Origin of the sequence: Benzoatithermus flavus (assembly GCF_037908215.1) — a bacterium.
In the GTDB taxonomy this organism is placed as follows: Bacteria; Pseudomonadota; Alphaproteobacteria; order Geminicoccales; family Geminicoccaceae; genus Benzoatithermus; species Benzoatithermus flavus.
The window spans coordinates 17,302-40,598 of record NZ_JBBLZC010000010.1; the positions used below are offsets into that span (position 1 = coordinate 17,302).

The window sequence follows — 23,297 nt, forward strand, 5'->3', positions numbered from 1 at the left end:
GGTGGTGGCATCGGGCTCTCGTGCGGCGGCGGACGGCGGTGTATGCCGGCGGGACGAGACGGCCATCATCGGGAGGTGGGATGTACGAGCTCTACTGGTCGGCCGATACCGGCGCGTTCGCGGTGCAGGCGGTGCTCGAGGAGCTGGGGCAGGCTTACGAGCGGGTCGTGGTCGACACGCGGGAAGGGCGTCATCGCGAGCCGGGCTACACGAAGCTGAACCCGATGCAGCAGGTGCCGAGCCTTCGCCTGCCCGACGGCACGGTGATCACCGAATCGGCCGCGATGGTGCTGCACCTGTGCGACGCGCATCCCGAGCGGGGGCTTCTGCCGGCACCGGGCACGACGGAGCGCGCCGTCGCCTACCGCTGGCTGTTCTGGCTCGCGACCGGCCTCTACGAGACCGACCTGCGCTACTACTATCCCGAGCGCTACACGGCCGATCCCGCGGGAGCGCCGGCCGTGAAGCAGGCGGCGCACGAGCGGCTGGATCGGCTCGTGGCGATGGCGGCCGAGCTGCTGGGTGCCGGGCCTTGGGTCCTGGGCGAGCGTTTCTCCGCCGTCGACATCTACCTCTTCATGCTGGTGCTCTGGCATCCGGCGCGGGCGGCGATCTTCGAGCGGCATCCGGGCCTGGGCGAGCATGCACGGCGTTTGCGCGCGCGCCCTGCCGTCGATCGGATCTGGGCCCTGAACTTTCCCGCGGGCAGGAGCGTATGGTCGACCTGGACCGGCTCGAGCGCGTCCTGATCCGGGCAGCGCTGGCGCGGCGCAGCATCACGTACGGGCAGCTCCTGGGCCTGTTCGAGCGGAAGGTGACGCGGATCACGGTCGCGGCCCTGTGCCGCGATCTCGGGCGGGTAGCGGAGCGGCGGGCCGGCGAGAGCTGGCCCGATCTCGCCTGCCTCGTCGTCCGTAAAAGCGATTCCCTGCCGGGGGAGGGTTATTTCGACAGCCTGCGCCGCGAAGGCGCCTACACCGGACCGAGCACCGGGCCCGGTGCCGAGGCTTTCTTGCGCGCCCGGCAGGAGCGGGCGTTCGCCTGGGCGGAGAGGGCAGGGGCGGCGCTGCTGCCATGGCCCGAGGACGAGCCGGAGCGGGCGCCAAGCACCCGCTCCTGGAGCGAGGAGGCTCAGCGGCCGGCCTCGGTGCCCGAAGCTTCGCGCTGCAGGTAGGCCTTGGTGATCGATTCGATCATTCCGCCCAGCTTCTGCCCGGCCGCCTCCTCCTGGCGCAGGATCTCGCGGCAGGTCTGGACCACCTCGGTCTCGCCGCATTCCTCGGCCATCGCGATCAGCGAGCGGTAGGAGGCCTGCTCGAAATGCTCGAAGGAGTAGAGCGTGAACAGGTTCTTGAGCACCTCGTCGCCGGCGACGCTGTGCATCATCGCCTGAATGTTGGCGGCGAGCTTCATCGTCGCCTCTTTCAGCGTCGAGGGCGATTCGCCGAAGCGGTTGAGGAGCTGCTCGACCATCTGCTGCTGGCGACGCGTCTCCTCGATGTGCTGGCCGATCGCTGCCTTGAGATCGGGATAATGCTCGAGGCGGCTGTGCACGTTCTCCATGGTCGAGAGAGCCTGGCCCTCGAGCCCGTATGCGTTGCGCAGGCCCACGATCAGGGTGTCGCGCTTGCTGGTCGCCATGATGGGATTCCTCGTCTGTCTGCCGATCCGGTAGAACTCGTCCCGCCCGCGCTGTCACCGGCGGGCATCGCAGCACCGCCTAAACCGGCGGCACGCGAGCCGGTTCCGCCCGCATCGTCCCAGGAAAACGACGCCGGCAGCAGCCGTCGGCGCCGCAGCCTCGGCGGAATCGCCCTAGCCGCGTTTCTGGCCTCGGCGGGGGCGGTGCGGGCGGCGCCGGTGACGCTCGCCGGCATCACCTTCAGCGACGAGTTGGGCGGTGTGGTGCTGCGCGGCGGCTCCGGCCGGGGCACGCCGTCCGATCCGTTCGTCCTCTACGAGGACATCACGGACGACGGGCCCGCGATCCTCGTCGTGCGCGGGCTCGCGGACCGGATCGGCGGCCCGCTGCAGGGGCCGGGCCAGATGGGCTTTTCCTTGCGCAAGATCGTCACCAACCGCACGGCACGGGTCTGGTACAGCTTCGAGCTCGAGCTGCGCGAGGATCTCGCGAGACCCAGCACCTACGAGGACGGGCTGTCCTTCGGCCAGGCGACGGCGGCGTCCCGGCATTTCACGGCCGACCGGTTCCGGACCGTGCAGATGGAGGACGAGCCCCTGGACGCGGTGGTGTTCACAGACGGTGCGGTGCGGCCCGGCGAGACGGTGACCGTGTCGCTGTCGCTCACGGACTACACCCCCGTGAACCTGTTCTACCTCCTGCAGCGGCGCGAGAGCCCGAGCGCCGGCCTGGGATCGACGCCGAGCGGCGGTTGAGCCGGCAGCTCAGAGGAACTTGGCGGCGATGTCGACCGAGCTCGCGACGCCGATCTTGTCGTAGGCTTCATCCAGGAACAGGCCCGCGCGCTCGCGGCCGAGCGCGCGCAGCCAGCACAGGAAGTCGGCGCTCGCGTTGAGCTTGGAGGAGTAACCCAGAGGTCGCATCGCCTCCTCGGCCTCGATGAGGTGGATCTTCACGTCCTTGTAGCGGCCGCGCGGAATACGGTGCTCGGCGAGGAGCTTCTGCACGAAGGCGATCGCCCGCATCTCGCGCATGAGCGAGCTGTTGAACGAGATCTCGTTGATCCGGTCGACGATCGTCTGCGCCGTCATCGGCACATGCTCGATCTCGATCGGGTTGATCTGGACGATCAGCATGTCCTCGCAGTCGGTCTCGTAGATCAGAGGAAAGATCGGCGGGTTGCCCATGAAGCCGCCGTCCCAGTAATACTCGCCCTCGACCTCGACCGCCTGGAACAAAGACGGTAAGCAGGCCGAGGCCATGACGGCTTTCGCCGAGATCTCCTCGCCGCTGAAGACGCGGATCTTGCCGGTCTTGACGTTGGTGGCGCAGACGAACAGCCTGATCGTCAGGTTGCGCTTGAGCCAAGCGAAGTCGACGACCTGGTCCAGGATGTCGACGAGCGGGTTGTAGTTGAGCGGGTTCGCGACATAAGGCGAGACCATGCGCGAGAGCGCGTCGTAGAAGTGCCAGCTCGGCGAGAGTTCCATGTCTCCCTTCGAGACCAGGCGATCGAGTGGGGTCGGCTGGAACGGACTGAACAGCGCCCGCTCGGCGACGAGGCTCCAGAACCGGTTCAGGACGGCGCGCGCCTCCTCGGGCCCGCCGCGGGCGAGCCCGTAGGCGAGCGCCGTCGCGTTCATGGCACCCGCGCTGGTGCCGCAGATGCCCGCGATCTCGAGCCGGCCGTCCTCGAGCAGGCGGTCGAGCGCCCCCCAGGTGAAGGCGCCGTGCGCACCGCCGCCCTGCAGCGCCAGATTGATCCGCTTCCGGTTGGAAGCAGTGTCGCCGTCCTTCCGCATGGAACGCCTACTGCGCCGTCCAGCCGCCGTCGATCGCGAGCGCCTGGCCGCGGATCTGGTCGGCCGCGGGCGAGCACAGGAACACGACCATGCCGGCGATCTGCTCCGGGGTGACGAAGGCGAGCGAGGGCTGCTTCTCGGCCAGGAGCTCGCGCTTCGCCTGCTCGACCGGGATCCCCTCCCGCGCGGCGCGGTCGTCGATCTGCTGCTGGACGAGCGGGGTGAGCACCCAGCCGGGGCAGATCGCGTTGCAGGTCACACCGGTCGTCGCCGTTTCCAGCGCCACCACCTTGGTGAAGCCCACGAGCCCGTGCTTGGCGGCGACATAGGCCGACTTCTCGGCGCTGGCGACGAGGCCGTGCGCGGAGGCGATGTTGACGATCCGGCCCCAGCCGCGCTCCAGCATCTGCGGCAGCACGGCCTTGGTAGCATAGAAGGCGGCCGAGAGATTGATCGCGATGATGGCCTCCCATTTCTCGGCCGGGAAGTCCTGCACCTTCGCCACGTGCTGGATGCCGGCATTGTTGACCAGCACGTCGACCCGGCCGAGCTCCCTGGTCGCCTGGGCGATCAGGTCGGCGATCTGCTCCGGCCGCGTCATGTCGGCGCCGTGATGGAGCACCCGCACCCCGTGCCGCTCGGCGAGGCTCTGGCGCAGGCTCGCGATCGCGGCCGGATCGCCGAAGCCGTTGAGGACGATGTCCGCACCCTGGCCCGCGAGCCCTGCCGCGATCCCGAGCCCGATGCCGCTCGTGGAGCCGGTGACGACGGCGACCTTGCCCTTCAGCATTCCTTGCCTCCTCGGCGCTCGACGATCCCCGAGAGGGACCGGCCGCGGTCGCGCGTCCGGTCTCGCCTCGTGCAGCGGTCTACACAGGCCCGTAGCCGATGGGAATGCTCGTCCGGCTCCTGTCGTGGCACCGCGGCCGCGGTTGGATTGTTGTCGTCGTCGGCTTATGGTCCTCGTGAGGGTGGGGATTCTGCCGTCCCGCGGACGGACCGCTCACAGCAGCAAGGGAGCAAGAGGCATGGCCGATCTCGTCGTGGTCGCGTTCGACCGGCCCGATATGGCCGATCAGGTGCTGCACCAGCTCACCGCCATGAGCAAGGAGCAACTCATCGAGCTCGAGGATGCCTGCGTGGTGATCCGCCCGCCCGAGGGCGAGATCCAGCTCAAGCAGATGGTGCCGCTCACGAAGATGGGAGCGCTGAGCGGCGGCTCCTCGGGTGCCCTGTGGGGGGCGCTGGTCGGGCTCCTGTTCCTGAACCCGCTCGCCGGGGCGGTGGTGGGCGGCGGCATCGGTGCTGCGACCGGCGCGCTCGCCGGGCAGCTTTCCGACTACGGCATTGACGACGATTTCATCCGTCGCCTGGGCAGCACGATCAAGCCGGACAGCTCCGCCCTGTTCCTGCTGATCCGCAAGGTGACGGGCGACAAGGTGCTGCAGCGTCTGCGCGAGCAGGGCGTGCACGGCCACGTGCTCCAGACCTCGCTCAGCAACGAGCAGGAGGCGGCGCTCAAGAAGGCGCTGAGCGACGCCAGCACGGAGCAAGCAGCCTCGGGGGCTGCCACCGCGATCTGAGCCGAGAGGCAGGCAGCGCGCCGTGGGCCGCCCGAGCCTTTTTCCCATGAGCGGGGAACCTGCCGCAGTGGTGCCCATTCTACCCGAGCATGAGGCCGCCCCCTGTCCGCTCGGAGAGGAATCATGGCCGACACAGCGCTGGCCGATCTGCGCGAGCAGGCCCTGCACTGTCAGAATTGCCCCTTGTTCGCCGACGCGACTCAGACGGTGTTCGGCGAGGGGCCGGCGCCGAGCGAGCTCATGTTCGTGGGCGAAGCGCCGGGTGATCAGGAGGACCGCCAGGGTCGGCCGTTCGTGGGCCCGGCGGGTCAGCTCTTCGATCGGGCGCTCGAGGAGGTCGGGATCGACCGGCGCCGGATCTATCTCACCAACGCGGTCAAGCACTTCAAGTTCATCCTCCGTGGCCGGCGGCGCATCCACCAGAAGCCGGACCGCAGCGAGATCGAGGCCTGCAAATTCTGGCTGTTCAGCGAGATCGAGCTGGTCCAGCCGCGGCTCATCGTGGCGATGGGCGCGACCGCCGCCCAGGCGCTCATGGGCCGGGTGGCGACGATCGGGCGCGAGCGCGGCCGCTTCCAGCATTATCCGCCCGACCGCCACCTGTTCGTCACGGTCCACCCCTCGTTCCTCCTGCGCGTGCCGGACGAGCGGGCGAAGGCCTTGGAGTATGCGCGGTTCGTGCAGGAGCTGCGGATGATCGCCGAAGGGCCGCCGGTGCCGGTCGAGAAGCCGGAGGTGGCCCGGCCGGTGGCGGCTTTGCCCGAGGGGGCGCCTGCACGCGAGGCGGAGCGGAAACCCCGCCGCGGCGGGCGCAAGGCCTCCGGCGGCGAGGGGCAGTTCTCGCTGTTTTGAACGTCCTCGAGCTGCTCTTCTGGACGGCGTCGGGGCTACGGCCGCCGAGGCGGGTCGTGATGATCCACGACGGCTAAGCGCGTGCCCTTGGCCTTGCTTTCCAGGGAACGAGCCCCAGGACCAGCGTGCAGCCGGATACGACGATCACGGCGCCGATGATCTGCACGGCGGACAGAGGCTCGCGCAGGAGGAGCGCGCCGGCGAGGACCGCGACGATGGTCACGGCGAACTCGACGCTGATCGTCCTGGTTGCCCCGATGGTGGATACCAGCCGGAAGTAAAGCACATAATTGAGAGCGCTCATGACGCTGCCGAGCAGAAGCAGGTGCATGTAGTCGACGGGGCGGGGCGGCGTCGGGACCGGGACCGCGAGCAGCAACGGCAAGGTCAAGAGCCCGCCCGACAGGAACGAGCCGATGGTCACCTCCCAGGATCCGACGGCTCGCAGGTGGCGACTCGCGTAGCTGCTGCCGAATGCGGCGGAGAACGAACCGAGCAGCGCGCTCACGCATCCCAGGACGAAGGAGCCGGTGACCGGCACGGCCGGAAAGCCCACGAGCAGAACGATCCCGACGAAGCCGAACACCAAACCCACGAGGCTTCGCGGCGTGATGCACTCGATGCCCCACAGCTTGCCGATGATCATGGAGAACAAGGGGATCGCCGCGACCAGGATCGCCGTCGTGGCGGTCCCGATGCGCGGGGTGGCGAAGGAGAGGCCGATGAGCTGCCCCGCGACCGTTGTGGCGCCGACGACGACCAGCGGCCGCCAGCCGGCGCCGAAGTCGAGCTTTCGTCCGGTCACGGCCGCCACTGCCAGGAGCGTCGTGCTCGCGACGAAGGCGCGGAAGGTGACGGCGCCCACCCAGCCGAACGCACGGGTGACCTCGAGCAGCACCAGGAAGGAGAAGCCCCAGGTGACGGCCAGGAACAGATAGGCGAGCACATCCCCGAGCTTCAACGGCGGTGCTCCGGGTTCAGGTTCGGGTCCGCCAGCCCGTGAGGCAACCGAGCCGAACGCGCCATCCGGCCCGCTGTCGGGACACAGCCGGCCCGGCACGGGAAGGGAGCGCTCGACCGGCCCCGTGCGGTCCATCTCAGCCCGTGCCGTCCTGCGGCAGCGCTATCCAGAGCTCGAGCGTGCCGGCGCGCGGCTTGGCCTTGGCCCAGCCGGTGAAGTCGCGCACGTCGATCACGATGTTGGCGAAGCCCATGGCCTGGAGCTCGGCCATGGCGTCGCGGGCGAGCTGGTTCGCGGCCTCGCGGTCGGCGGGGTAGAAGAAGCGCACCTCGCGCGCATCGACCGGCATGCGGTCCTCCGAGGGTACGATGTAGCCCTTGCCCTGCAGCTTCTCGGCGAGGCCATGGGCGAGCTCGACCGGCACGCTCTTGCCGTACTGGACGAACACGGTGGCGAGATGGTCCCCTGTGACCGCGCGCTGCGCGCGCTCGAGGATCGCTTGCGCTTCCGCCTGCAGCCGCTGCGCCTCCTGCGCCGCATCCTCGCGGCCGGCGGCGGCGAGCCGGGTGAGGTCGTTGGCGAGCTTGGCGAGATCGGCCACCGCCGCCCTGGTCTCGGCGAGCGAGGTCATGACACCGCGGCTGTTCTGGGCGAGGTCGGCCTCGAGCTCGCGCCGGCGCATGACGATCGTCCCGAACTGGTCGTTGATGCTTTCCAGCGTCTTGTCGAACTCGTCCTGCTGCTTGGCGAGCCGGGCCTGGAAGCTCTCGATCTTGCGCTGCGCCTCGGCGGCGTCGCTGTTGATCTGCTCGACGAGCGCATCGAGCTTCTTCTTGTTGTCCTTGGCGAGGTCGAGCTGGACGTTCATGAGGGCGATCGTCCGCTCGGCGTCCTTCGAGACCGGCCCGATCGCTTTCACGACCAGGTTCTCGACCCAGCTATAGCCGGCAAGGCCCAGGACGAACAGGACCGCACCCACGATCCCGGCATAGCGCATCTTGAGCGTGCGCTCGACCCGCTCGCCGACATTGTCTGCGAGCCGCCGCTCGAGCAGCTCCAGCATCTCGGGCGTCAGGTTGGGTTGTGGCGTCATCGCTCCCGTTCCCCGCAGAAGATCGATCGGCCGCCGTCAACAGCACAGGAGAGCCCGATCGGGCAAGCCCGGCAGCCGAGCCCTGCGCCATTGTGACCGTCCGCGTGCCCCGCTAGTGTCCGGCCTCGGACAACGCGGGAAGAGGGGAGGTCTCATGGAGCGCCAGGAGCCGCAGCAGCTCAGGGGCAAGGTCGCGATCGTCACCGGCGGGACGCAAGGCTTGGGCGAGACGATCGCCCGGCTGTTCGTGGCGCGCGGGGCAGAAGCGATCGTCATCACCGGACGCAGCCGCGAGCGGGGCGAGAAGGTGAAGGCCGAGCTCGAGGCGATGGGGGCGAAGACCGTGTTCGTGCCGGCGGAGCTGGCCGAGCTCGACCAGGTGCGCGAGATCGTGCGGCGCTGCGACGAGGCCTTCGGCCGGGTGGACTGCCTCGTCAATGCCGCCGCGCTGACCGACCGCGGCACCATCCTCGACACGAGCCCCGAGCTGTTCGACCGGATGTTCGCGGTCAACGTCCGCGCTCCCTTCTTCCTGATCCAGGCCGCGGCCAAGGTGATGCGCCGCGAGGGCAGAGGCGGTACCATCGTCAACATCCTCTCGACCTCGGCCTATGGCGGCCAGCATTTCCTCGCCGCCTATTCTGCCTCGAAGGGGGCCTTGGGCATCCTCACGAAGAACGTGGCCTACGCGCTCATGCGCGATTCCATCCGGGTGAACGGTCTCAACATCGGCTGGATGAACACGCCGGGCGAGCATGCGATCCAGGCGAAGGCGCACAACGCCCCGCCGGACTGGCTCGAGCGCGCCGGGGCCGAACTGCCGCTCGGCCGGCTGCTCGAGCCGCTCGAGGTCGCACGCGCCGTGGCCTTCCTGGCCTCGGACGAGAGCGTGCCGATGAGCGGAGCGCTCGTCGACTTCGACCAGTCCGTGCAGGGCGCGGGCGACCCGCCGCGGCCCATGATCCGCCTCGAGGACTGATGCCCGCAGTGCCCGCATCGATCGGCGCGGGCGAGGCGCTTGACAGCCGCCTCACCCCACCTTAGATCACGCGGGCGCCCCGGCCCGCCGGGCCGGAGCGAAGCGTGGCGGAGTAGCTCAGCGGTAGAGCAGGGGAATCATAATCCCTTGGTCGGGGGTTCAAATCCCTCCTCCGCTACCAGATTGACCCTTCCATCCTCTGACGCAGCATCGGCTCGGGCTCTCAGCTGGTGAGAGCTGCCAGGCGGCCCTTGACCTACCCTGAGTCGAGAAAGCCGCTTGCAGCACAGGCCTTCGACGGTACGGCCGATCATCCTGTCCAGCCTCAGCCCGGCCATGGCACGGGCCGACGGGCGTTCCGCCGCGCGAGCACCGGCGCAGCGGTCCGGAAGGAAAGTTCCCGCAACGGGCTGCCGGGAAGGCGTCCCACTGCGGCCCGGGTGTGCCTTACTCGTGCAGCTCGAGCTGCAGCCATGGCGGCGGGGCAGGGATCAGCACGGCATCGCCGGCCACGAGCGGTCCTGTAGCCGCAGCATCGGGGCCGAGCTGCTCCAACCGTAGGAGGGCGAGGCCGATGGCACCGCTACCGGGGCCGGCCTCCTGGAGCGCCGAGCGCATCTCGCCGGCATCCCGCCCGCCGCGAAAGACGGGCGTGCCGGGCGCCGGCACCGGGCCCTCGATCCGCACCGGAACGAGCCGCTTCTTGACGAGGCCGCGATGCTTGGTGCGCGCGGTGAGTTCCTGGCCGACGAAGCAGCCCTTCGTGAAGCTGACGCCGTGCAGCTCCTCGAAGCCACTTTCGAGCAGAATGGATTTCTCCACCACCAGATCGCGACTGCCGTCCGGCACGCCGAGCTCGAGGCGAAGGTGGTCGTAGGCCGCGAACGGGGCAGGGGCGAGCCCGTGCGCCGCCACGAAGCCGTCCAGGTCCGCGCGCGGCAGCACGACCCGCACGCCGAGCTCGGCCGTGCGGGGATCGACCGCGAGTACCGCATCGCCCTCGACCCGTGCGGCACCGGCCTGCGGCGGCAGATCGAAGATGCCTGCCGCCTCGCGGCCGAGCACGGCCAGAACCGCCTTCCCGGCGCTCGCGTCCTCGATCGCGACCTTGGCTCTCAGCCGGTACATGGAAAGACGCTGGATCAGCGCCGGCAGCCGCTCGCGCTCGCCATCGAGGAGGACAGCACCGTCCGCGGCCTCGTGGAGCAGAAAATCGAACAAATACTTGCCCTGTGGCGTCAACAGCGCTGCATAGAGTGACCGGCTCGTTGCCAGGAGGTTAATATCGTTGCTGACGAGGCCCTGGAGGAAGCCCCGCGTGTCCTCGCCGACGAGACGGACGACACTCCGGTTCGCCAGGACGACGCAACGTGGATCGGACATGGTGAAGGGCTCGCTTTCGCATCTGATGGGGCACTTCCGAAATCTGGGTGAACGACGAGGATGAACAAGCCTCTTCTTCCCGAACCGCCGCCGCTCGACCTCGATCGCAGCGCCCTGTTCCTCGACTACGACGGCACGCTGGTCGGGATAGCCCCCACACCGGCCGAGGCGCGCGCCGACGACGAGCTGCGCGATCTCCTCCGCGATCTCCTCGTCCGGCTGAATGGTGCCGTGGCGATCATCAGCGGCCGGCGCGTAGCCGACATCGACCATTTCCTGGCGCCGCTCAGGCTGACCGTCGCCGGCCTGCACGGGCTCGAGCTGCGGCGTCACGACGGCAGCCTCGTGCAATGCGCGGCTGCGGACGATTCCCTCGAGCGGGTCCGTGCCGCCTTCCGTTCGTTCGTCGCGCGCAATCCCGGAACTCTCTTGGAAGACAAGCGTTTAACGGTGGCGCTCCACTACCGGCTGGCGCCTTCCGCGGCCGAGGAGGCGGCAGTGCTCGCTGCCAGGCTCGCGGAGGAGAGCGGGGGGACGCTCCGCCTGCAGCAGGGGAAGATGGTCGTGGAGCTGCTTCCCGCCGGCAGGGACAAAGGACGCGCCATCGAGGATCTGCTGGCGCTGCCCGAATTCGCCGGCCGTGACCCGGTGTTCGTCGGCGACGACGTGACCGACGAGGCCGGCTTTCTGGTCGTCAATCGACGGGGGGGAATCAGTGTACGCGTGGGAGCAGCCGATCATCCGACCGAAGCTCGCCGATGCCTCGCCGATATCGGCGCGCTCCGCCGATGGCTCCATGCTTCGCTCGCCCGCTAAAGTGCCGGTTGCTCGCGGCAGCTCGGCCCGGGCCGGCGATGGCAAGTCGGGGCAGAAGGAGCGCGGCGGACGCCTCGTCGTCGCCTCCAACCGGGTCTCGGTCCCGACCGGTCGTCAGGCCGCTTCGGCCGGTGGGCTCGCGGTCGGCGTGCAGGCCGCACTCCGCGATCACGGCGGCATCTGGTTCGGCTGGAGCGGCGAGCTCGTCACCGATCCGGCCGAGCGGCAGGTGCGCACGGTGGAGAAGGACGGCATCACCTACGTGCTGATCGATCTGACCAGGACGGAGCACCGTGCCTATTACGGCGGGATGGCCAACCGCACGCTCTGGCCGCTCCTGCATTACCGGATCGATCTCACCACGTGCGAGCACGAGTGGTACCGGACCTACGCCGCGGTCAACCGGCTGTTCGCCGAGACGCTGATGGAGCGGCTCCGGCCCGAGGACCGGGTCTGGGTTCAGGACTTTCATCTCATTCCACTCGGCCGGGAGCTGCGGCGGCTGGGCTTTGCCGGCCGGCTCGGCTTCTTCCTGCACGTGCCGTTCCCGCCCGCGCAGATCTTCCTGACCTTGCCCTGGCATCACGAGCTCGGCCAGGATCTGTGCGCCTACGATGTGGCCGGCTTCCAGACGCCGACGGATCGAGACCATTTCGTCGACTACGCCCGGCGCGAGCTCGGGGCCGAGGTCCTGGCCGAAGACCGGTTCCGGCGCGAGGGTCGGACCATCGAGGTCGAGGCGGTGCCGATCGGGGTCGACGTGCGCGAGGTGGAGCGGCTGACCCAGTCGGCCGAGGCGCGGCGGCAGCGCGACGCGCTGCAGGCGAGCCTGGATGGTCGGGCGCTCATCATCGGCGTCGACCGGCTGGACTACAGCAAGGGCATCGTGGAAAGGCTGCGCGGCTATCTTTCCTTGCTCGCGGACTATCCGCAGCATCGCCGCAAGGTGGTGCTGATGCAGATCTCGGCGCCCAGCCGGGAGGACCTGCCGGAATATCGCGACATGCGCCGGACCATCGAGCGGCTGGTCGGGCACATCGTCGGCCGCTACGCCGAGGCGGACTGGATTCCGCTGCGCTATCTCAACCGCACGCATTCCCGTCGCACGCTGGCAGGCTTCTACCGGCTCGCCCGGGTGGGGCTGGTCACACCTCTGCGCGATGGCCTCAACCTCGTGGCCGAGGAGTTCGTCGTGGCCCAGGACCCGAACGATCCGGGTGTGCTGGTCCTCTCGCGCTTCGCCGGTGCCGCCGCTTATCTCGACGGCGCTCTCGTCGTGAACCCGTACGACGTCGGCGCCGTGGCCGAAGCGCTCGACCGTGCGCTCACCATGACGCTCGAGGAGCGCCAGGAACGGCACCGCCGGCTGCTCGCTGCGGTACGCGCCAATGACGTCGCGGCGTGGCGCCGGCGATACCTCGCGGCGCTCGAAGGGGAGCACGAGACTTCCTGATGGAGGTGCAGTCGAATATCGAATAATGTACGTTATGGAAAATACCTGCTGTTCCACCGCGCCGATGCGCGGAGTCGGCTTGCCGTATGTCGCTTGCAGGTTACACTCGGGCACGCCGTGCCCGAGATGGTGAGGCAAGCATGCTCCGCTCCGCTTTTGCCGCCTTCGCTCTGCTCGGTTCCGCTGCTCCGGCGCTGGCGTGGTCGGAACCGGCATGCATGCGGCTCGAGCAAGGACAGCCCTTGTGCGCCGTGACCGCATGGTACGATCTCGCCGGCCGGGCCGGCCGGCTCAAGATCATGCTGGCGGACGGCGAGTTCTACCTTCTGGTCCAGAACGATGCCTGGCGCCTACCCGAGGGCGCCATCACGGTGCTAGCGCACGTGGACGACCAGCCGCCGATCGAGCGGCAGGCGCAGGCGCGAGACGACGGGGTTCTGATCACGCTGCTCGAGGGCGACCTGCACGCGCTCGCCAACGGACAGAGCATCACGCTCGCCATGCCGCAGGCCGAGATCACCTATCCGCTCGCGGGCTCCCTCAAGGCGCTCGATGCGCTTCTCGCGAGTTACGCCGCGTTCGCGGCCGGAGCCGCCCACGACATGCCGACGGCCGAGACAAAAGGCTGAGTAGCACTCTCCCGTGCATTGACAAGCTGCTCCGTGGGGTGCAACCCGTGCCAGCCCCGCCATGATCCCGGCATCTCGTCTTCAACACAGGAGCCCTGCGCGAGAATGACCTCGACCACGGCCCTTCGGGGACGCTGCTGATGGCCCGGGCGGCGTCGGTCCCGATGCACGCGAGACGCCCCTTCGCCTTGGCGCGCCGGGTGATGACCTCGGCGAGCCTGCAGGCCAGCGCGCTCTCCGCAGCGCTCGGCGGCCTGTTCGCGCTGGCCAACCTGCTGCTGGCGCGGACCCTGTCCGTGAGCGATTTCGCCGACGTCACCCTCGCGGTCACGGCGGTGATGCTGGGCCAGACCTTGGGGCCGCTCGGCCAGGAGCGGGTCGTGGTGCGCCACGACCTGCCGGCGACACCGGCGCTTCTTCGGCGCGGCATCGCGAGCGCCGTGCTGGTGGCCGTCGCTCTCGCTATGGTGGCGCTCCTCGCCTACGACATGACGCCCGGCATCGTGGCGCTGATCGTTCCGGGCGCGGTCGCCGGTAGCCTGACGCTCCTGGCCTCGGCACGGCTGCAGAGCGAGCGCCGGTTCCTTCTCTCGACGATGATCTCGCAGGGTGCGGGCCTGCCTCTGCTGGCGGCCGCGTTTTCGGCGCTGCTCGCGGGCGGCATCGACCCCAGGTCCGTGCTCGTGCTGTTCGTGCTGGGCCTCATGGGCCTTGCCGCCTGGAGCTGGGCCTATCTCCTGTCCCGGCCGCCCTCCGCCACGGCCGTGCCGTTCCACTGGCGGGAAGCGCTCGCGATCACGGGCATCAGCGGGCTCGCCATCCTGTTCTTCAACCTCGAGCGGCTCGCGATCCCGCTTCTGCTGCCAGGCCAGGACCTCGCGCATTTCGCGGTTCTCGCCGCCATCGTCATCGCTCCTTTCCGGATGCTTCAGTTCGGCGTCGGGCGCACCCTGGTTCCGCATCTGCGCGATGCCGCGACGGCGGCGGAACGACGGCGGCTCCTGCTTCACGAAGCGCTTCTCGTCGGCGGCATCGCACTGCTCGCGGGGGTGATCCTGGCGTTCGCGACCCCATGGGTCGAGGCGTGGGTGCTGGGCGGCAAGTATGCGACCCCGCCTCTCCTCCTTGCCGTCGTGATCCTGGCCGGACTCGGCAAGCTCTTCGGCGCCTTCGCCCATGCCGCGATGCAGGGGCTCGCGAGCGAGCGGACGATCTGGCTCGGTAACTTCGTCGGCTGGGCGTGCCTCGGGCTCGCCGTCGTCGCCGGGATCATGGGCGCGCATTGGGGCCTCGCGGGCCTGGTCGCCGGCACCACGGCAGGCGCCTTCTGCCAAGCCGGCCTGATGCTCTGCCTCGTGACCCCGCAGCTCCGCGGCCGCTGACGTCCGCGTGGTCGTCAGTGCGAGAGGATCTGGCTCAAGAACAGCTTGGTGCGATCGGACTTGGGATTGGTGAAGAACTCGGAAGGCGGCGCCATCTCGACGATCTCGCCGCGGTCCATGAACACGACGAAGTCGGCGACCGACTTGGCGAAGCCCATCTCGTGGGTCACGCACATCATGGTCATGCCCTCGCGCGCGAGCTGGACCATGACGTCGAGCACCTCCTTCACCATCTCGGGATCGAGCGCGGAAGTCGGCTCGTCGAACAGCATGATCTTGGGCTTCATGCAGAGCGCCCGTGCGATCGCTACGCGCTGCTGCTGCCCGCCCGAGAGCTGGCCCGGATACTTGTGTGCCTGCTCGGGGATCTTGACCCGCTCGAGATAGAACATCGCCGTCTCCTCGGCCTCCTTCTTCGGGATGCCGCGGACCCAGATCGGCGCGAGCGTCAGATTCTCGAGCACGGTGAGGTGCGGGAACAGGTTGAAGTGCTGGAACACCATCCCGACCTCGCGGCGGATGGCTTCGATGTTCTTGACGTCGTTGGTGAGCTCGATGCCGTCCACGACGATGTGGCCGCGCTGGTGCTCCTCGAGGCGGTTGATGCAGCGGATCATGGTCGACTTGCCCGAGCCCGAGGGCCCGCACACCACGACCTTCTGTCCCTTCATCACCTCGAGATTGATGTTCTTGAGGACGTGGAACTCGCCGTACCACTTGTGGACGTCGCGCAGCACGATGCTGGGTGCGCTGTCGTTCCGAGTCTGGTTCATGTTTCCCCTCGCCCCGCCTTCAGTGCCGATGGCCCGTGTGCAGCCGCCGTTCGAGGCGCTGGCTGTAGCGGGACATGGCGAAGCAGAAGATCCAGAAGCCGAAGGCGGCGAAGATGTAGCTCTCGATGTCGTGGCCGAGCCATTCCTTGCTGGTGACGATCAGCCGCGAGATGCCCAAGAGATCGTAGAGGCCCATGATGAAGACGAGCGAGGTGTCCTTGAACAGGGAGATGAAGGAGTTGACGATCCCCGGGATCACGAGCCGGAGCGCCTGCGGCAGGATGACGAGCCGCATGCTCTGCCAGTAGGTGAGGCCCAGGGCGCTCGCCGCCTCGTACTGGCCCTTGGGCAGCGCCTGGAGGCCGCCGCGGATCACCTCGGCCATGTAGGCACCGGAGAACAGCGACACGCCGACGAGGGCCCGCATCAGCTTGTCGATGCTCCAGCCCGGCGGCAGGAACAAAGGCAGCATGACCGAGGCCATGAACAGCACGGTGACGAGCGGCACGCCGCGGACGAGCTCGATGAAGGCGACGCAGAGCGCCCGGATCACGGGCATGGTCGAGCGCCGCCCCAGCGCCAGCGCGATGCCGATCGGAAACGAGGCGACGATGCCGACGATCGAGATGATGAGGGTCAGGAACAGGCCGCCCCACAACGGCGTGTCGATCACGGGCTGGATCGGTCCGCCGCCCTCGAACAGCCAGGACGCGACGTAGGGATAGATCACCATGAAGGCGACGCCGTAGAGGACCTTGTGCGGGAAGCGCCGCACCGCGAGCGGCACGCAGCCCAGGATCAGGAGCAGGCCGCCCGCGAAGATCCGCCAGTACTGATCGACCGGGTAAAGGCCGAACAGGTACTGGTGGAAGCGGTCGCGCACGATGCCCCAGCAGGCGCCGTCGGCCGGACACAGGTCGCGGTTGGGGGCGGTGAAGCTCGCGTCCACCACGCCCCAGCGCACGAGCGGCGGGACGATCCAGAGCAGGAAGAGCGCGATCAGGATCGTGAGCGCTACGTCGAACGGCGTGGCGAACAGGTTCCGCCGGGTCCAGCCGATCGGACCGGGACGCTCGGCGACCGGCGGGGCCAGGGACAGGGACTCGGTTGCCATGGCTCAGCGCTCCACCAGCGCCATGCGCGCGTTGTACCAGTTCATGAACACGGAAGTGAGCAGGCTCAAGACGAGATAGACCCCCATCGTGATCGCGACCACCTCGACCGCCTGCCCGGTCTGGTTGTTGATGGTGCCGGCGATGTTGAAGAAATCGGGATAGCCGATCGCGACCGCGAGCGAGCTGTTCTTGGTGAGGTTGAGGTACTGGTTGGTCTGGGGTGGGATGATCACCCGAAGGGCCTGCGGCACCACGATGAGGCGGAGCGTGCGGCCGCGGCTGAGGCCCAAGGAGAGCGCCGCCTCCCACTGGCCCTTGCTCACCGAGAGGATGCCCGAGCGCACGATCTCGGCGATGAAGCTGCCGGTATAGATGGCGAGGCCCACGACCAGGGCCACGAACTCGGGCTGAACGACGAGCCCGCCGCTCGGGCGGAACCGGCCCATCTGCGGGTAGTCGAAGGCGAGCGGCCGGCCAGTGAGGAAATAGCCCGCCGGGATCAGGAGCAGAAGGCCGATGACGATCGGGGTCGTCGGCAGCGCGTGTCCGGTGAGCTCGCGGCGGCGGGTCGAGAGCTTCATGACGACCGGAATCGCAAGGAGCGCCAGAACGACGATCGCGACCCAGAGCCAAAAGCCTGGCTGCGGCAGCGGCCGGGGCAGGAACAGGCCGCCCGTGTTGAGCAGGATGGCATCGAACAGCGTGGCGCTCTCGCGCGGCTGCGGCAGGGCGTGGACGATGATCGCGTAATAGAGGAGGAGCTGCAGAAGCAGCGGGATGTTGCGGACCACCTCGATGTAGACGGTGGCGAGGCTGGAGACGAGCCAGTTGTGGGAGAGCCTGGCGATGCCCATCAGAAAGCCGATGATGGTGGCGAGGACGATGCCCAGGATCGCCACGATGATCGTGTTGATGAAGCCGACCAGGAACGCCCGGCCGAAGGTCGACTGCGCGCTGTAGTCGATCAGATGCTGGCCGATGTCGAAGCCGGACGGCCGGGCGAGGAAGCCGAAGCCGCTGGCGACACCCAGACGGGCGAGGTTCAAGAGCGTGTTGTGGATCAGGATGGCGGTGCCGCCGACGACGAACAGCACTACCAGAAGCTGATAGAACAACGCACGGATGCGGGGATCCCGGTAGAACGGGACCCGCGGAACTTCGCTCGTCGCCAACTCGGACCGCATCAGCGGACTGCCTCCTCCGATCGCTCTCCTCCCCGAGGTGCTCGCCGGGCGGGCGGCCCCGAGGACCGCCCGCCCGATCCGTCTCAGCGGAACGGCGGATTATACATCAGGCCGCCGTTCTTCCACAGCGCATTCAGGCCGCGCTGGATCTTGAGCGGCGTGTTGGGCCCGAGGTTCCGGTCGAAGCTCTCGCCGTAGTTGCCGACCTGCTCGATCACCTTGACCGTGAAGTCGTTCGGCAGGCCCAGCTCCTTGCCCTTCTCCTCGATGACGCCGAGGAAACGCTGGATGTCGGGGTTCTTGGTCTCGGCCTTGACCTGCTGGACGTTCTTGCTGGTGATGCCGAACTCCTCGGCCTGGAGCATGGTGAAGAAGGTCCAACGGACCACGTCGGCCCATTCGTCGTCTCCCTGGCGCACCGCGGGGCCGAGCGGCTCCTTCGAGATGATCTCGGGCAGGATGACGTGGTCGTCGGGGTTGGCGAGCTTCACGCGGGTGGCGTAGAGGCCGGACTGGTCGGTGGTGAGCACGTCGCAGCGGCCGGCATCGTAGGCCTTGTTGACCTCGTCGTTGTTCTCGAACACGACGGGGGTGTATTTCATGTTGTTGGCGCGGAAATAGTCCGCGAGGTTGAGCTCGGTCGTGGTGCCGGCCTGGACGCAGACCGAGGCGCCGTCGAGCTCGAGGGCGCTCTTCACGCCCAGGGACTTCTTCGCCATGAAGCCCTGGCCGTCGTAGTAGTTGACGGCCGGGAAATCGAGCCCGAGCGCGCTGTCGCGCGAGCTGGTCCAGGTCGTGTTGCGCGAGAGCACGTCGATCTCGCCCGACTGGAGCGCCGTGAACCGCTCCTTGGCGTTGAGTGGCGTGTACTTGACCTTCGTGGCATCGCCGAACACGGCGGCTGCCACGGCCCTGCACAGATCGACGTCCAGGCCGGACCAGTTGTTCTGCGCGTCCACGGTGGCGAAGCCCGGCAGGCCCGAGACGTTCACCCCGCACTGCACGAAGCCCTTCTTCTTCACGTTCTCGAAGGTCTGTCCCGCCTGCGCTCCGCTCGCCGCGAACACCCCCGCCGCAGCGACACCTGCCAAGAGCAGAGCCGATAGACGCATGCCTGTCCTCCTTAACCTCGTTCTTTCCGGGCCGATCCGGCCGGCCCACCCTGGCGGGAGCGCCTCTCCCCGCCCGGAAGCGTGGCCGGACTGTGACAGACTGTCCCGCCGCTGCCAACGGGCAAACCGACCGGCAGGGCCTCGGCCGGTGCCGGATTTGCGTTCGCGACGGCGCGTGCTATCGGGCGCCAGCGAGGCGCAAGGGATCAGCAGTCAGCAAGGATCTGCGAGCAATGAACGATGCGACCCTGGTGACGATGGCCGGACGCGAGCCCGAGCGCCATGCGGGCGTGGTCAATCCGCCCGTCTATCACGCATCCACGATCCTGTTCCCGACCTTGGACGCGCTCGAGGCGGCACGGCCCGACCGCGGGGTCTATTACGGCCGCTACGGCACGCCCACGACCTTCGCGCTCGAGGAGGCGGTGGCCCGGCTCGAAGGCGGCGATCGGGCGATCGCGGTGGGCTCGGGCAAGACCGCGATCACGGCCACCCTGCTCTCCCTTCTGAAGAGCGGCGATCATCTCCTCGTCACCGATTCGGTCTATGCGCCCACGCGCCATTTCTGCTCGGCCACCCTCGCCCGCTTCGGCATCGAGACCAGCTATTACGATCCCCTGATCGGCGGGCGCATCGCCGAGCTCATCCGGCCCAACACGAAGGTCGTGTTCACCGAGAGCCCGGGTTCGCTCACCTTCGAGGTCCAGGACATCCCGGCGATCGCCGAGGCCGCCCATGCCAGGGGCGCTCTCGTCGTCATGGACAATACCTGGGCCTCGCCGCTCTACTTCAAGCCGTTCCGGCACGGGGTCGACATCTCGATCCAGGCGGCGACCAAGTATATCGGCGGTCATTCCGACCTGATGATGGGGATCGTCACCTGCACCGAGGCGGCCTACGAGCGCGTCTGGCGCGGAGTCATGGAGGTCGCGACCGTGGCCGCTCCGGACGACTGCTATCTGGCGCTGCGGGGCCTGCGCACGCTCTCGGCCCGGCTCGAGCGGCATCAGAGGAGCGCCATCGAGGTCGCCGAGTGGCTGCGGGGGCGGCCCGAGATAGCGGGCGTCCTCCACCCTGCCCTGCCCGGCGATCCCGGCCACGCGCTGTGGCGACGCGATTTTCTGGGCGCTTCCGGCCTGTTCGGCTTCGTGCTCAAGCCGTGCCCGAGGACAGCGCTCGCCGCCATGCTGGACGGCATGGAGCTTTTCGGCATGGGCTATAGCTGGGGCGGCTACGAGAGCCTTTTGATCCCGACCCATCCCGAGACCTGCCGCACCGCCGTGCCCTGGCGCACGGATGGCGTGCCGATGCGCATTCATGTCGGGCTCGAGGACACGAAGGACCTGATCGCCGATCTCGAGGCCGGGCTGAACCGACTCAGGCGGGCTGCCGCCTAGCGCCGATCAGGAACTCGCGGTTGCCGGCCGGGCCCAGGATCGGGCTCGGCACGATCCCCAGCACCTCCCAGCCGGGAAGGCGCGAGAGCCAGCCCCGGATCTCGGCGCACACGGCCTCGTGGAGCGAAGGATCGCGCACCACACCGCCCTTGCCGACCTGGCCCTTGCCGACCTCGAACTGCGGCTTGATCAGCGCCACGAGTGCTGCGTCCGCTCGGGTGAGTGCCAGAGGGGCCGGGAGCACGAGCTTCAGGGAGATGAAGCTCGCGTCGCACACGACGAGATCGACGGGCTCCGGCACCTGCCCGATACCGAGATGGCGGGCGTTGACCCGTTCCAGCACGACGACGCGCGGATCGCTGCGCAGCCGCGCGTCGAGCTGACCGTAGCCGACGTCGACGGCATAGACCCGCGCAGCACCCCGGCGGAGCAGGACATCGGTGAAGCCGCCGGTCGAGGCACCCACGTCGAGGCAGACGCGGCCCGCGGGGTCGATCGCGAACGCGTCGAGGCCCGCGATCAGCTTGTGCGCCCCGCGCGAGACGTAGGTATCGCCGCCGCGCACCGTGAGCGGCAGATCGGACGGCACGGCGGTGCCGGGCTTGTCCAGCCGCTCCTCGCCCGCGAACACGCGCCCGGCCAGGATCAGCGCCTGAGCCTTGCTGCGCGTCTCGGCCAAGCCGCGCTCGACCAGGAGCTGGTCGAGGCGGAGCTTTCCGGCACGAGGCGCCGGCTGCTCGCGCATGGTCCGGCCGGAGCCGCTCAGGGCAGGAGGTCCACGATCTCGACCCCCAGCCGCTCGCGCAGGCGCTCGGCCAGGATGCGGCGGTGACAGTGCTCGGGCCGGCGCTCGAAGCAGAGCAGGCAGATCGGCCGGTCCGAGGCGGCAAGGCGGACGAGCTCCTCCAGCTCGGCCTGTGCTGCCGGGGTGGCGAGATGCTCCTCGTAGATGCGGCGGAGGTCCTCGTAGCGTCCCGTGCGCGCCGCGAGCCGGCCTTCGGCCGGCGTGCCGAGGTCGCGCAGGTGCAGATAGTCGATGCCGCCTGCGGCGAGTCCGGCCCGGAGCTGGCGCTTGGAGAAGCCGGGCCGACGCGAGGCCGTGACCGCCCGCACGTCGGCCAGGAGCCTCACCCCGACTGCGGCCAGGGTCTCGCGCACGGCATCGAGCGTGCTTTCCTGGTAGCCGATCGTGAAGACGGTGGTCACGTCAACCGCGCGTGGCAACCGGCCGGATGACGGTGGCGCGGTCGTGACCGACCGCCTCCAGCGCGCGCCGGACGATGCCGGACGCGTTGAGCCCGGCCTCCTCGTACATGCCGGCGGGCGTGCCGTGCTCGATGAAGCGGTCGGGCAGGACCAGGCTGCGCAGCCGGAGCCTGCCGGCATCGAGCAGGCCCTCGTCCAGCAGGAACTGCTGCACGAAGCTGCCGAAGCCGCCGATCGAGCCCTCCTCGACCGTGAGCAGCACCTGATGATGGCGGGCGAGCTGGCGGATCAGGTCGCGGTCCAGGGGCTTCGCGAAGCGGGCGTCGGCCACGGTGGTGGCATAGCCGCGGGCGGTGATCTCGTCGGCGGCTTTCAGCGCCTCCTGCAGGCGCGCGCCGAAGGAGAGGATCGCCACCCGCGTGCCTTCGCGGACGATGCGACCTTTGCCGATCGGCAGCACCTCGCCGCGCTCCGGGAGATCGACGCCGACACCCTCGCCGCGCGGGTAGCGGAAGGCGATCGGGCCGGCATCGAAGCGGGCGGCAGTCGCCACCATGTGAACGAGCTCGGCCTCGTCGGCTGCCGCCATGATCACCATGCCCGGCACGCAGCCGAGATAGGCGACGTCGAAGCTGCCGGCGTGCGTCGGCCCGTCGGCGCCGACGAGGCCCGCCCGGTCGATCGCGAAGCGTACCGGCAGGTTCTGGATCGCGACGTCGTGGACGACCTGGTCGTAGGCACGCTGCAGGAAGGTCGAGTAGATGGCGCAGAACGGCCGGAAGCCCTCGGCGGCGAGTCCGGCCGCGAAGGTGACGGCGTGCTGCTCGGCGATGCCGACGTCGAAGCAGCGCTCGGGAAACGCCTTCTCGAACAGGTCGAGGCCGGTGCCGGACGGCATGGCGGCCGTGATCGCCACGATCCGGTCGTCGATCTCGGCTTCCTTCACGAGCGCCTTCGCGAACACCGAGGTGTAGGAGGGTGCGTTCGACTTGGCCTTGTGCTGCGCGCCGGTGACGACGTCGAACTTGTTCACACCGTGATACTTGTCGGCCGCGGCCTCGGCGGGCGGGTAGCCCTTCCCTTTCTGGGTCACGACGTGGATGAGGACGGGCCCCTTGCCGGCGTCGTCGCGCACGTTCTCGAGGACGGGGATCAGATGGTCGAGATTGTGGCCGTCGAGCGGACCGATATAGTAGAAGCCCAGCTCCTCGAACAGCGTGCCGCCGGTGGCGAGCCCGCGGGCATATTCCTCGGCGCGCGCCGCCGCCTGCTGCAGGCGCTTGGGGAACGCCTTGGTGAGCTGCTTCGCGATGTGCCGGAAGGTCCGGTACTCGTGGCTCGAGATCATCCGCGAGAGATAAGCGCTCATCGCCCCCACCGGCGGGGCGATCGACATGTCGTTGTCGTTGAGGATGACGATCAGCCGCGACTTCATCGCCCCGGCATTGTTCATGGCCTCGTAGGCCATGCCGGCGCTCATCGCACCGTCGCCGATCACGGCGATCACGTTGCGCTCGATGCCGTCGAGCCTCGCCGCCGTCGCCATCCCGAGGCCGGCCGAGATCGAGGTCGAGCTGTGCGCCGCCCCGAACGGGTCGTAGATGCTCTCGGCCCGCCGGGTGAAGCCGCTGAGGCCGCCCGGCTGACGCAGGGTGCGGATGCGGTCGCGCCGGCCGGTCAGGATCTTGTGCGGGTAGGCCTGGTGGCCGACGTCCCAGATCAGCCGGTCGTGCGGCGTATCGAAGACGTAGTGCAGCGCTACCGTGAGCTCGACCACGCCGAGCCCCGCCCCGAGATGGCCGCCCGTCACCGAGACCGCGTCGATCGTCTCCCGCCGCAGCTCGTCCGCTACCTGCTGCAGGCTCTCGCGCGAGACGCGGCGCAGATCACAGGGCTCGTGAATCTGGTCGAGGAGCGGCGTCGAGGGCATATGGC

24 protein-coding genes and 1 tRNA gene are annotated in these 23,297 nt (G+C 68.8%); 12 read left to right on the top strand and 13 right to left on the bottom strand.

Translation table 11 applies throughout. The features are described from left to right. Positions 1-80: 80 nt before the first annotated feature. Both U1T56_RS11405 and U1T56_RS11410 read left to right on the top strand, forming a co-directional pair. Positions 81-749, top strand: a complete 669-nt coding sequence (locus tag U1T56_RS11405) for a glutathione S-transferase family protein (protein ID WP_418159598.1) — start codon at positions 81-83, stop codon at positions 747-749. Beyond that, the gene (locus U1T56_RS11410) at positions 716-1,174 is read left to right on the top strand and encodes a ribose-phosphate pyrophosphokinase (protein WP_418159599.1); all 459 of its coding nucleotides are present in this window, start codon (positions 716-718) and stop codon (positions 1,172-1,174) included. Before U1T56_RS11405 ends, U1T56_RS11410 begins: the two co-directional genes overlap by 34 nt. Here the strand turns inward: U1T56_RS11410 and U1T56_RS11415 are convergent. Continuing rightward, positions 1,132-1,641 (bottom strand): ferritin-like domain-containing protein, encoded by a 510-nt coding sequence (locus U1T56_RS11415; RefSeq protein WP_418159600.1) that lies wholly within the window; start codon positions 1,639-1,641, stop codon positions 1,132-1,134. The genes U1T56_RS11410 and U1T56_RS11415 overlap by 43 nt on opposite strands. Positions 1,642-1,845: 204 nt before the next feature. Here U1T56_RS11415 and U1T56_RS11420 point away from each other — a divergent pair, with 204 nt between their 5' ends. Beyond that, positions 1,846-2,397 (top strand): hypothetical protein, encoded by a 552-nt coding sequence (locus U1T56_RS11420; protein WP_418159601.1) that lies wholly within the window; start codon positions 1,846-1,848, stop codon positions 2,395-2,397. Positions 2,398-2,406: 9 nt separating this feature from the next. On the opposite strand, the gene U1T56_RS11425 is transcribed toward U1T56_RS11420, so the two are convergent. Both U1T56_RS11425 and U1T56_RS11430 read right to left on the bottom strand, forming a co-directional pair. Beyond that, on the bottom strand, positions 2,407-3,444 hold the full coding sequence (locus U1T56_RS11425) for a patatin-like phospholipase family protein (RefSeq protein WP_418159602.1): 1,038 nt from the start codon (positions 3,442-3,444) through the stop codon (positions 2,407-2,409). Between the two features lie 7 nt (positions 3,445-3,451). Then, the gene (locus U1T56_RS11430; protein ID WP_418159603.1) at positions 3,452-4,234 is read right to left on the bottom strand and encodes a 3-hydroxybutyrate dehydrogenase; all 783 of its coding nucleotides are present in this window, start codon (positions 4,232-4,234) and stop codon (positions 3,452-3,454) included. Between the two features lie 238 nt (positions 4,235-4,472). On the opposite strand from U1T56_RS11430, the gene U1T56_RS11435 reads away from it, so the two are divergent. Beyond that, positions 4,473-5,027: a DUF1269 domain-containing protein gene (locus U1T56_RS11435; protein WP_418159604.1), complete on the top strand. Its 555-nt coding sequence runs from the start codon at positions 4,473-4,475 to the stop codon at positions 5,025-5,027. 123 nt (positions 5,028-5,150) lie between these two features. Next, entirely contained in the window at positions 5,151-5,879 is a 729-nt protein-coding gene (locus U1T56_RS11440; protein ID WP_418159605.1) for a UdgX family uracil-DNA binding protein, read from the top strand. A 73-nt stretch (positions 5,880-5,952) separates the two neighbouring features. On the opposite strand, the gene U1T56_RS11445 is transcribed toward U1T56_RS11440, so the two are convergent. Both U1T56_RS11445 and U1T56_RS11450 read right to left on the bottom strand, forming a co-directional pair. Then, complete coding sequence (locus U1T56_RS11445) at positions 5,953-6,840, bottom strand: DMT family transporter (RefSeq protein ID WP_418159606.1); 888 nt, start codon at positions 6,838-6,840, stop codon at positions 5,953-5,955. A 136-nt stretch (positions 6,841-6,976) separates the two neighbouring features. Further along, entirely contained in the window at positions 6,977-7,933 is a 957-nt protein-coding gene (locus U1T56_RS11450) for a hypothetical protein (RefSeq protein WP_418159607.1), read from the bottom strand. A 154-nt stretch (positions 7,934-8,087) separates the two neighbouring features. On the opposite strand from U1T56_RS11450, the gene U1T56_RS11455 reads away from it, so the two are divergent. Further along, positions 8,088-8,912: an SDR family oxidoreductase gene (locus U1T56_RS11455; RefSeq protein WP_418159608.1), complete on the top strand. Its 825-nt coding sequence runs from the start codon at positions 8,088-8,090 to the stop codon at positions 8,910-8,912. A gap of 106 nt (positions 8,913-9,018) precedes the next feature. Then, positions 9,019-9,093 (top strand) — tRNA-Met (locus U1T56_RS11460). A 266-nt stretch (positions 9,094-9,359) separates the two neighbouring features. Here the strand turns inward: U1T56_RS11460 and ygfZ are convergent. Beyond that, complete coding sequence (gene ygfZ / locus U1T56_RS11465; protein WP_418159609.1) at positions 9,360-10,295, bottom strand: CAF17-like 4Fe-4S cluster assembly/insertion protein YgfZ; 936 nt, start codon at positions 10,293-10,295, stop codon at positions 9,360-9,362. A gap of 60 nt (positions 10,296-10,355) precedes the next feature. On the opposite strand from ygfZ, the gene otsB reads away from it, so the two are divergent. From otsB to U1T56_RS11485, 4 genes are all read left to right on the top strand, one after another. Beyond that, the gene (gene otsB, locus U1T56_RS11470) at positions 10,356-11,111 is read left to right on the top strand and encodes a trehalose-phosphatase (RefSeq protein ID WP_418159610.1); all 756 of its coding nucleotides are present in this window, start codon (positions 10,356-10,358) and stop codon (positions 11,109-11,111) included. After that, the gene (locus tag U1T56_RS11475; RefSeq protein WP_418159611.1) at positions 11,092-12,564 is read left to right on the top strand and encodes an alpha,alpha-trehalose-phosphate synthase (UDP-forming); all 1,473 of its coding nucleotides are present in this window, start codon (positions 11,092-11,094) and stop codon (positions 12,562-12,564) included. The genes otsB and U1T56_RS11475 overlap by 20 nt, the downstream gene beginning before the upstream one ends. A gap of 218 nt (positions 12,565-12,782) precedes the next feature. Then, positions 12,783-13,193 (top strand): hypothetical protein, encoded by a 411-nt coding sequence (locus U1T56_RS11480; RefSeq protein ID WP_418159612.1) that lies wholly within the window; start codon positions 12,783-12,785, stop codon positions 13,191-13,193. 164 nt (positions 13,194-13,357) lie between these two features. Further along, complete coding sequence (locus U1T56_RS11485; protein ID WP_418159613.1) at positions 13,358-14,575, top strand: polysaccharide biosynthesis protein; 1,218 nt, start codon at positions 13,358-13,360, stop codon at positions 14,573-14,575. Positions 14,576-14,589: 14 nt separating this feature from the next. Here the strand turns inward: U1T56_RS11485 and U1T56_RS11490 are convergent, their stop codons facing one another. The 4 genes from U1T56_RS11490 to U1T56_RS11505 all read right to left on the bottom strand — a co-directional run bounded on the left by U1T56_RS11490 (position 14,590) and on the right by U1T56_RS11505 (position 18,759). Next, positions 14,590-15,348 carry an amino acid ABC transporter ATP-binding protein gene (locus U1T56_RS11490; RefSeq protein WP_418159614.1) on the bottom strand — a complete coding sequence of 253 codons (759 nt, stop codon included), beginning with the start codon at positions 15,346-15,348 and terminating at the stop codon, positions 14,590-14,592. Positions 15,349-15,367: 19 nt separating this feature from the next. Further along, on the bottom strand, positions 15,368-16,462 hold the full coding sequence (locus tag U1T56_RS11495) for an amino acid ABC transporter permease (RefSeq protein WP_418159615.1): 1,095 nt from the start codon (positions 16,460-16,462) through the stop codon (positions 15,368-15,370). A 3-nt stretch (positions 16,463-16,465) separates the two neighbouring features. Next, positions 16,466-17,647, bottom strand: a complete 1,182-nt coding sequence (locus U1T56_RS11500; RefSeq protein WP_418159616.1) for an amino acid ABC transporter permease — start codon at positions 17,645-17,647, stop codon at positions 16,466-16,468. A gap of 83 nt (positions 17,648-17,730) precedes the next feature. After that, complete coding sequence (locus U1T56_RS11505; RefSeq protein WP_418159617.1) at positions 17,731-18,759, bottom strand: amino acid ABC transporter substrate-binding protein; 1,029 nt, start codon at positions 18,757-18,759, stop codon at positions 17,731-17,733. Between the two features lie 233 nt (positions 18,760-18,992). On the opposite strand from U1T56_RS11505, the gene metC reads away from it, so the two are divergent. After that, on the top strand, positions 18,993-20,156 hold the full coding sequence (gene metC / locus U1T56_RS11510) for a cystathionine beta-lyase (protein ID WP_418159618.1): 1,164 nt from the start codon (positions 18,993-18,995) through the stop codon (positions 20,154-20,156). Here metC and U1T56_RS11515 read toward each other — a convergent pair. From U1T56_RS11515 to dxs, 3 genes are read right to left on the bottom strand one after another with little or no spacing between them, the layout of a single operon-like run. Continuing rightward, positions 20,137-20,901, bottom strand: a complete 765-nt coding sequence (locus tag U1T56_RS11515; RefSeq protein ID WP_418159619.1) for a TlyA family RNA methyltransferase — start codon at positions 20,899-20,901, stop codon at positions 20,137-20,139. The two genes, metC and U1T56_RS11515, sit on opposite strands and share 20 nt — an antisense overlap. A gap of 17 nt (positions 20,902-20,918) precedes the next feature. Continuing rightward, on the bottom strand, positions 20,919-21,362 hold the full coding sequence (locus U1T56_RS11520; RefSeq protein WP_418159620.1) for a DUF488 domain-containing protein: 444 nt from the start codon (positions 21,360-21,362) through the stop codon (positions 20,919-20,921). Between the two features lies 1 nt (position 21,363). After that, positions 21,364-23,292, bottom strand: coding sequence for a 1-deoxy-D-xylulose-5-phosphate synthase (gene dxs, locus U1T56_RS11525; protein WP_418159621.1), 1,929 nt, complete (start codon positions 23,290-23,292; stop codon positions 21,364-21,366). Between the last annotated feature and the right edge of the window lie 5 nt (positions 23,293-23,297).

Coding starts and splice junctions, on each gene's coding strand:
- ygfZ (WP_418159609.1), bottom strand. CDS start 10,295: ATGTCCGATCCACGTTGCGTCGTCCTGGCGAACCGGAGTGTCGTCCGT.
- U1T56_RS11405 (WP_418159598.1), top strand. CDS start 81: ATGTACGAGCTCTACTGGTCGGCCGATACCGGCGCGTTCGCGGTGCAG.
- otsB (WP_418159610.1), top strand. CDS start 10,356: ATGAACAAGCCTCTTCTTCCCGAACCGCCGCCGCTCGACCTCGATCGC.
- U1T56_RS11455 (WP_418159608.1), top strand. CDS start 8,088: ATGGAGCGCCAGGAGCCGCAGCAGCTCAGGGGCAAGGTCGCGATCGTC.
- U1T56_RS11480 (WP_418159612.1), top strand. CDS start 12,783: ATGCGGCTCGAGCAAGGACAGCCCTTGTGCGCCGTGACCGCATGGTAC.
- U1T56_RS11415 (WP_418159600.1), bottom strand. CDS start 1,641: ATGGCGACCAGCAAGCGCGACACCCTGATCGTGGGCCTGCGCAACGCA.
- U1T56_RS11495 (WP_418159615.1), bottom strand. CDS start 16,462: ATGGCAACCGAGTCCCTGTCCCTGGCCCCGCCGGTCGCCGAGCGTCCC.
- U1T56_RS11440 (WP_418159605.1), top strand. CDS start 5,151: ATGGCCGACACAGCGCTGGCCGATCTGCGCGAGCAGGCCCTGCACTGT.
- U1T56_RS11425 (WP_418159602.1), bottom strand. CDS start 3,444: ATGCGGAAGGACGGCGACACTGCTTCCAACCGGAAGCGGATCAATCTG.
- U1T56_RS11410 (WP_418159599.1), top strand. CDS start 716: ATGGTCGACCTGGACCGGCTCGAGCGCGTCCTGATCCGGGCAGCGCTG.
- U1T56_RS11435 (WP_418159604.1), top strand. CDS start 4,473: ATGGCCGATCTCGTCGTGGTCGCGTTCGACCGGCCCGATATGGCCGAT.
- U1T56_RS11490 (WP_418159614.1), bottom strand. CDS start 15,348: ATGAACCAGACTCGGAACGACAGCGCACCCAGCATCGTGCTGCGCGAC.
- U1T56_RS11450 (WP_418159607.1), bottom strand. CDS start 7,933: ATGACGCCACAACCCAACCTGACGCCCGAGATGCTGGAGCTGCTCGAG.
- U1T56_RS11485 (WP_418159613.1), top strand. CDS start 13,358: ATGCACGCGAGACGCCCCTTCGCCTTGGCGCGCCGGGTGATGACCTCG.
- metC (WP_418159618.1), top strand. CDS start 18,993: ATGAACGATGCGACCCTGGTGACGATGGCCGGACGCGAGCCCGAGCGC.
- U1T56_RS11430 (WP_418159603.1), bottom strand. CDS start 4,234: ATGCTGAAGGGCAAGGTCGCCGTCGTCACCGGCTCCACGAGCGGCATC.
- dxs (WP_418159621.1), bottom strand. CDS start 23,292: ATGCCCTCGACGCCGCTCCTCGACCAGATTCACGAGCCCTGTGATCTG.
- U1T56_RS11475 (WP_418159611.1), top strand. CDS start 11,092: ATGCTTCGCTCGCCCGCTAAAGTGCCGGTTGCTCGCGGCAGCTCGGCC.
- U1T56_RS11505 (WP_418159617.1), bottom strand. CDS start 18,759: ATGCGTCTATCGGCTCTGCTCTTGGCAGGTGTCGCTGCGGCGGGGGTG.
- U1T56_RS11500 (WP_418159616.1), bottom strand. CDS start 17,647: ATGCGGTCCGAGTTGGCGACGAGCGAAGTTCCGCGGGTCCCGTTCTAC.
- U1T56_RS11515 (WP_418159619.1), bottom strand. CDS start 20,901: ATGCGCGAGCAGCCGGCGCCTCGTGCCGGAAAGCTCCGCCTCGACCAG.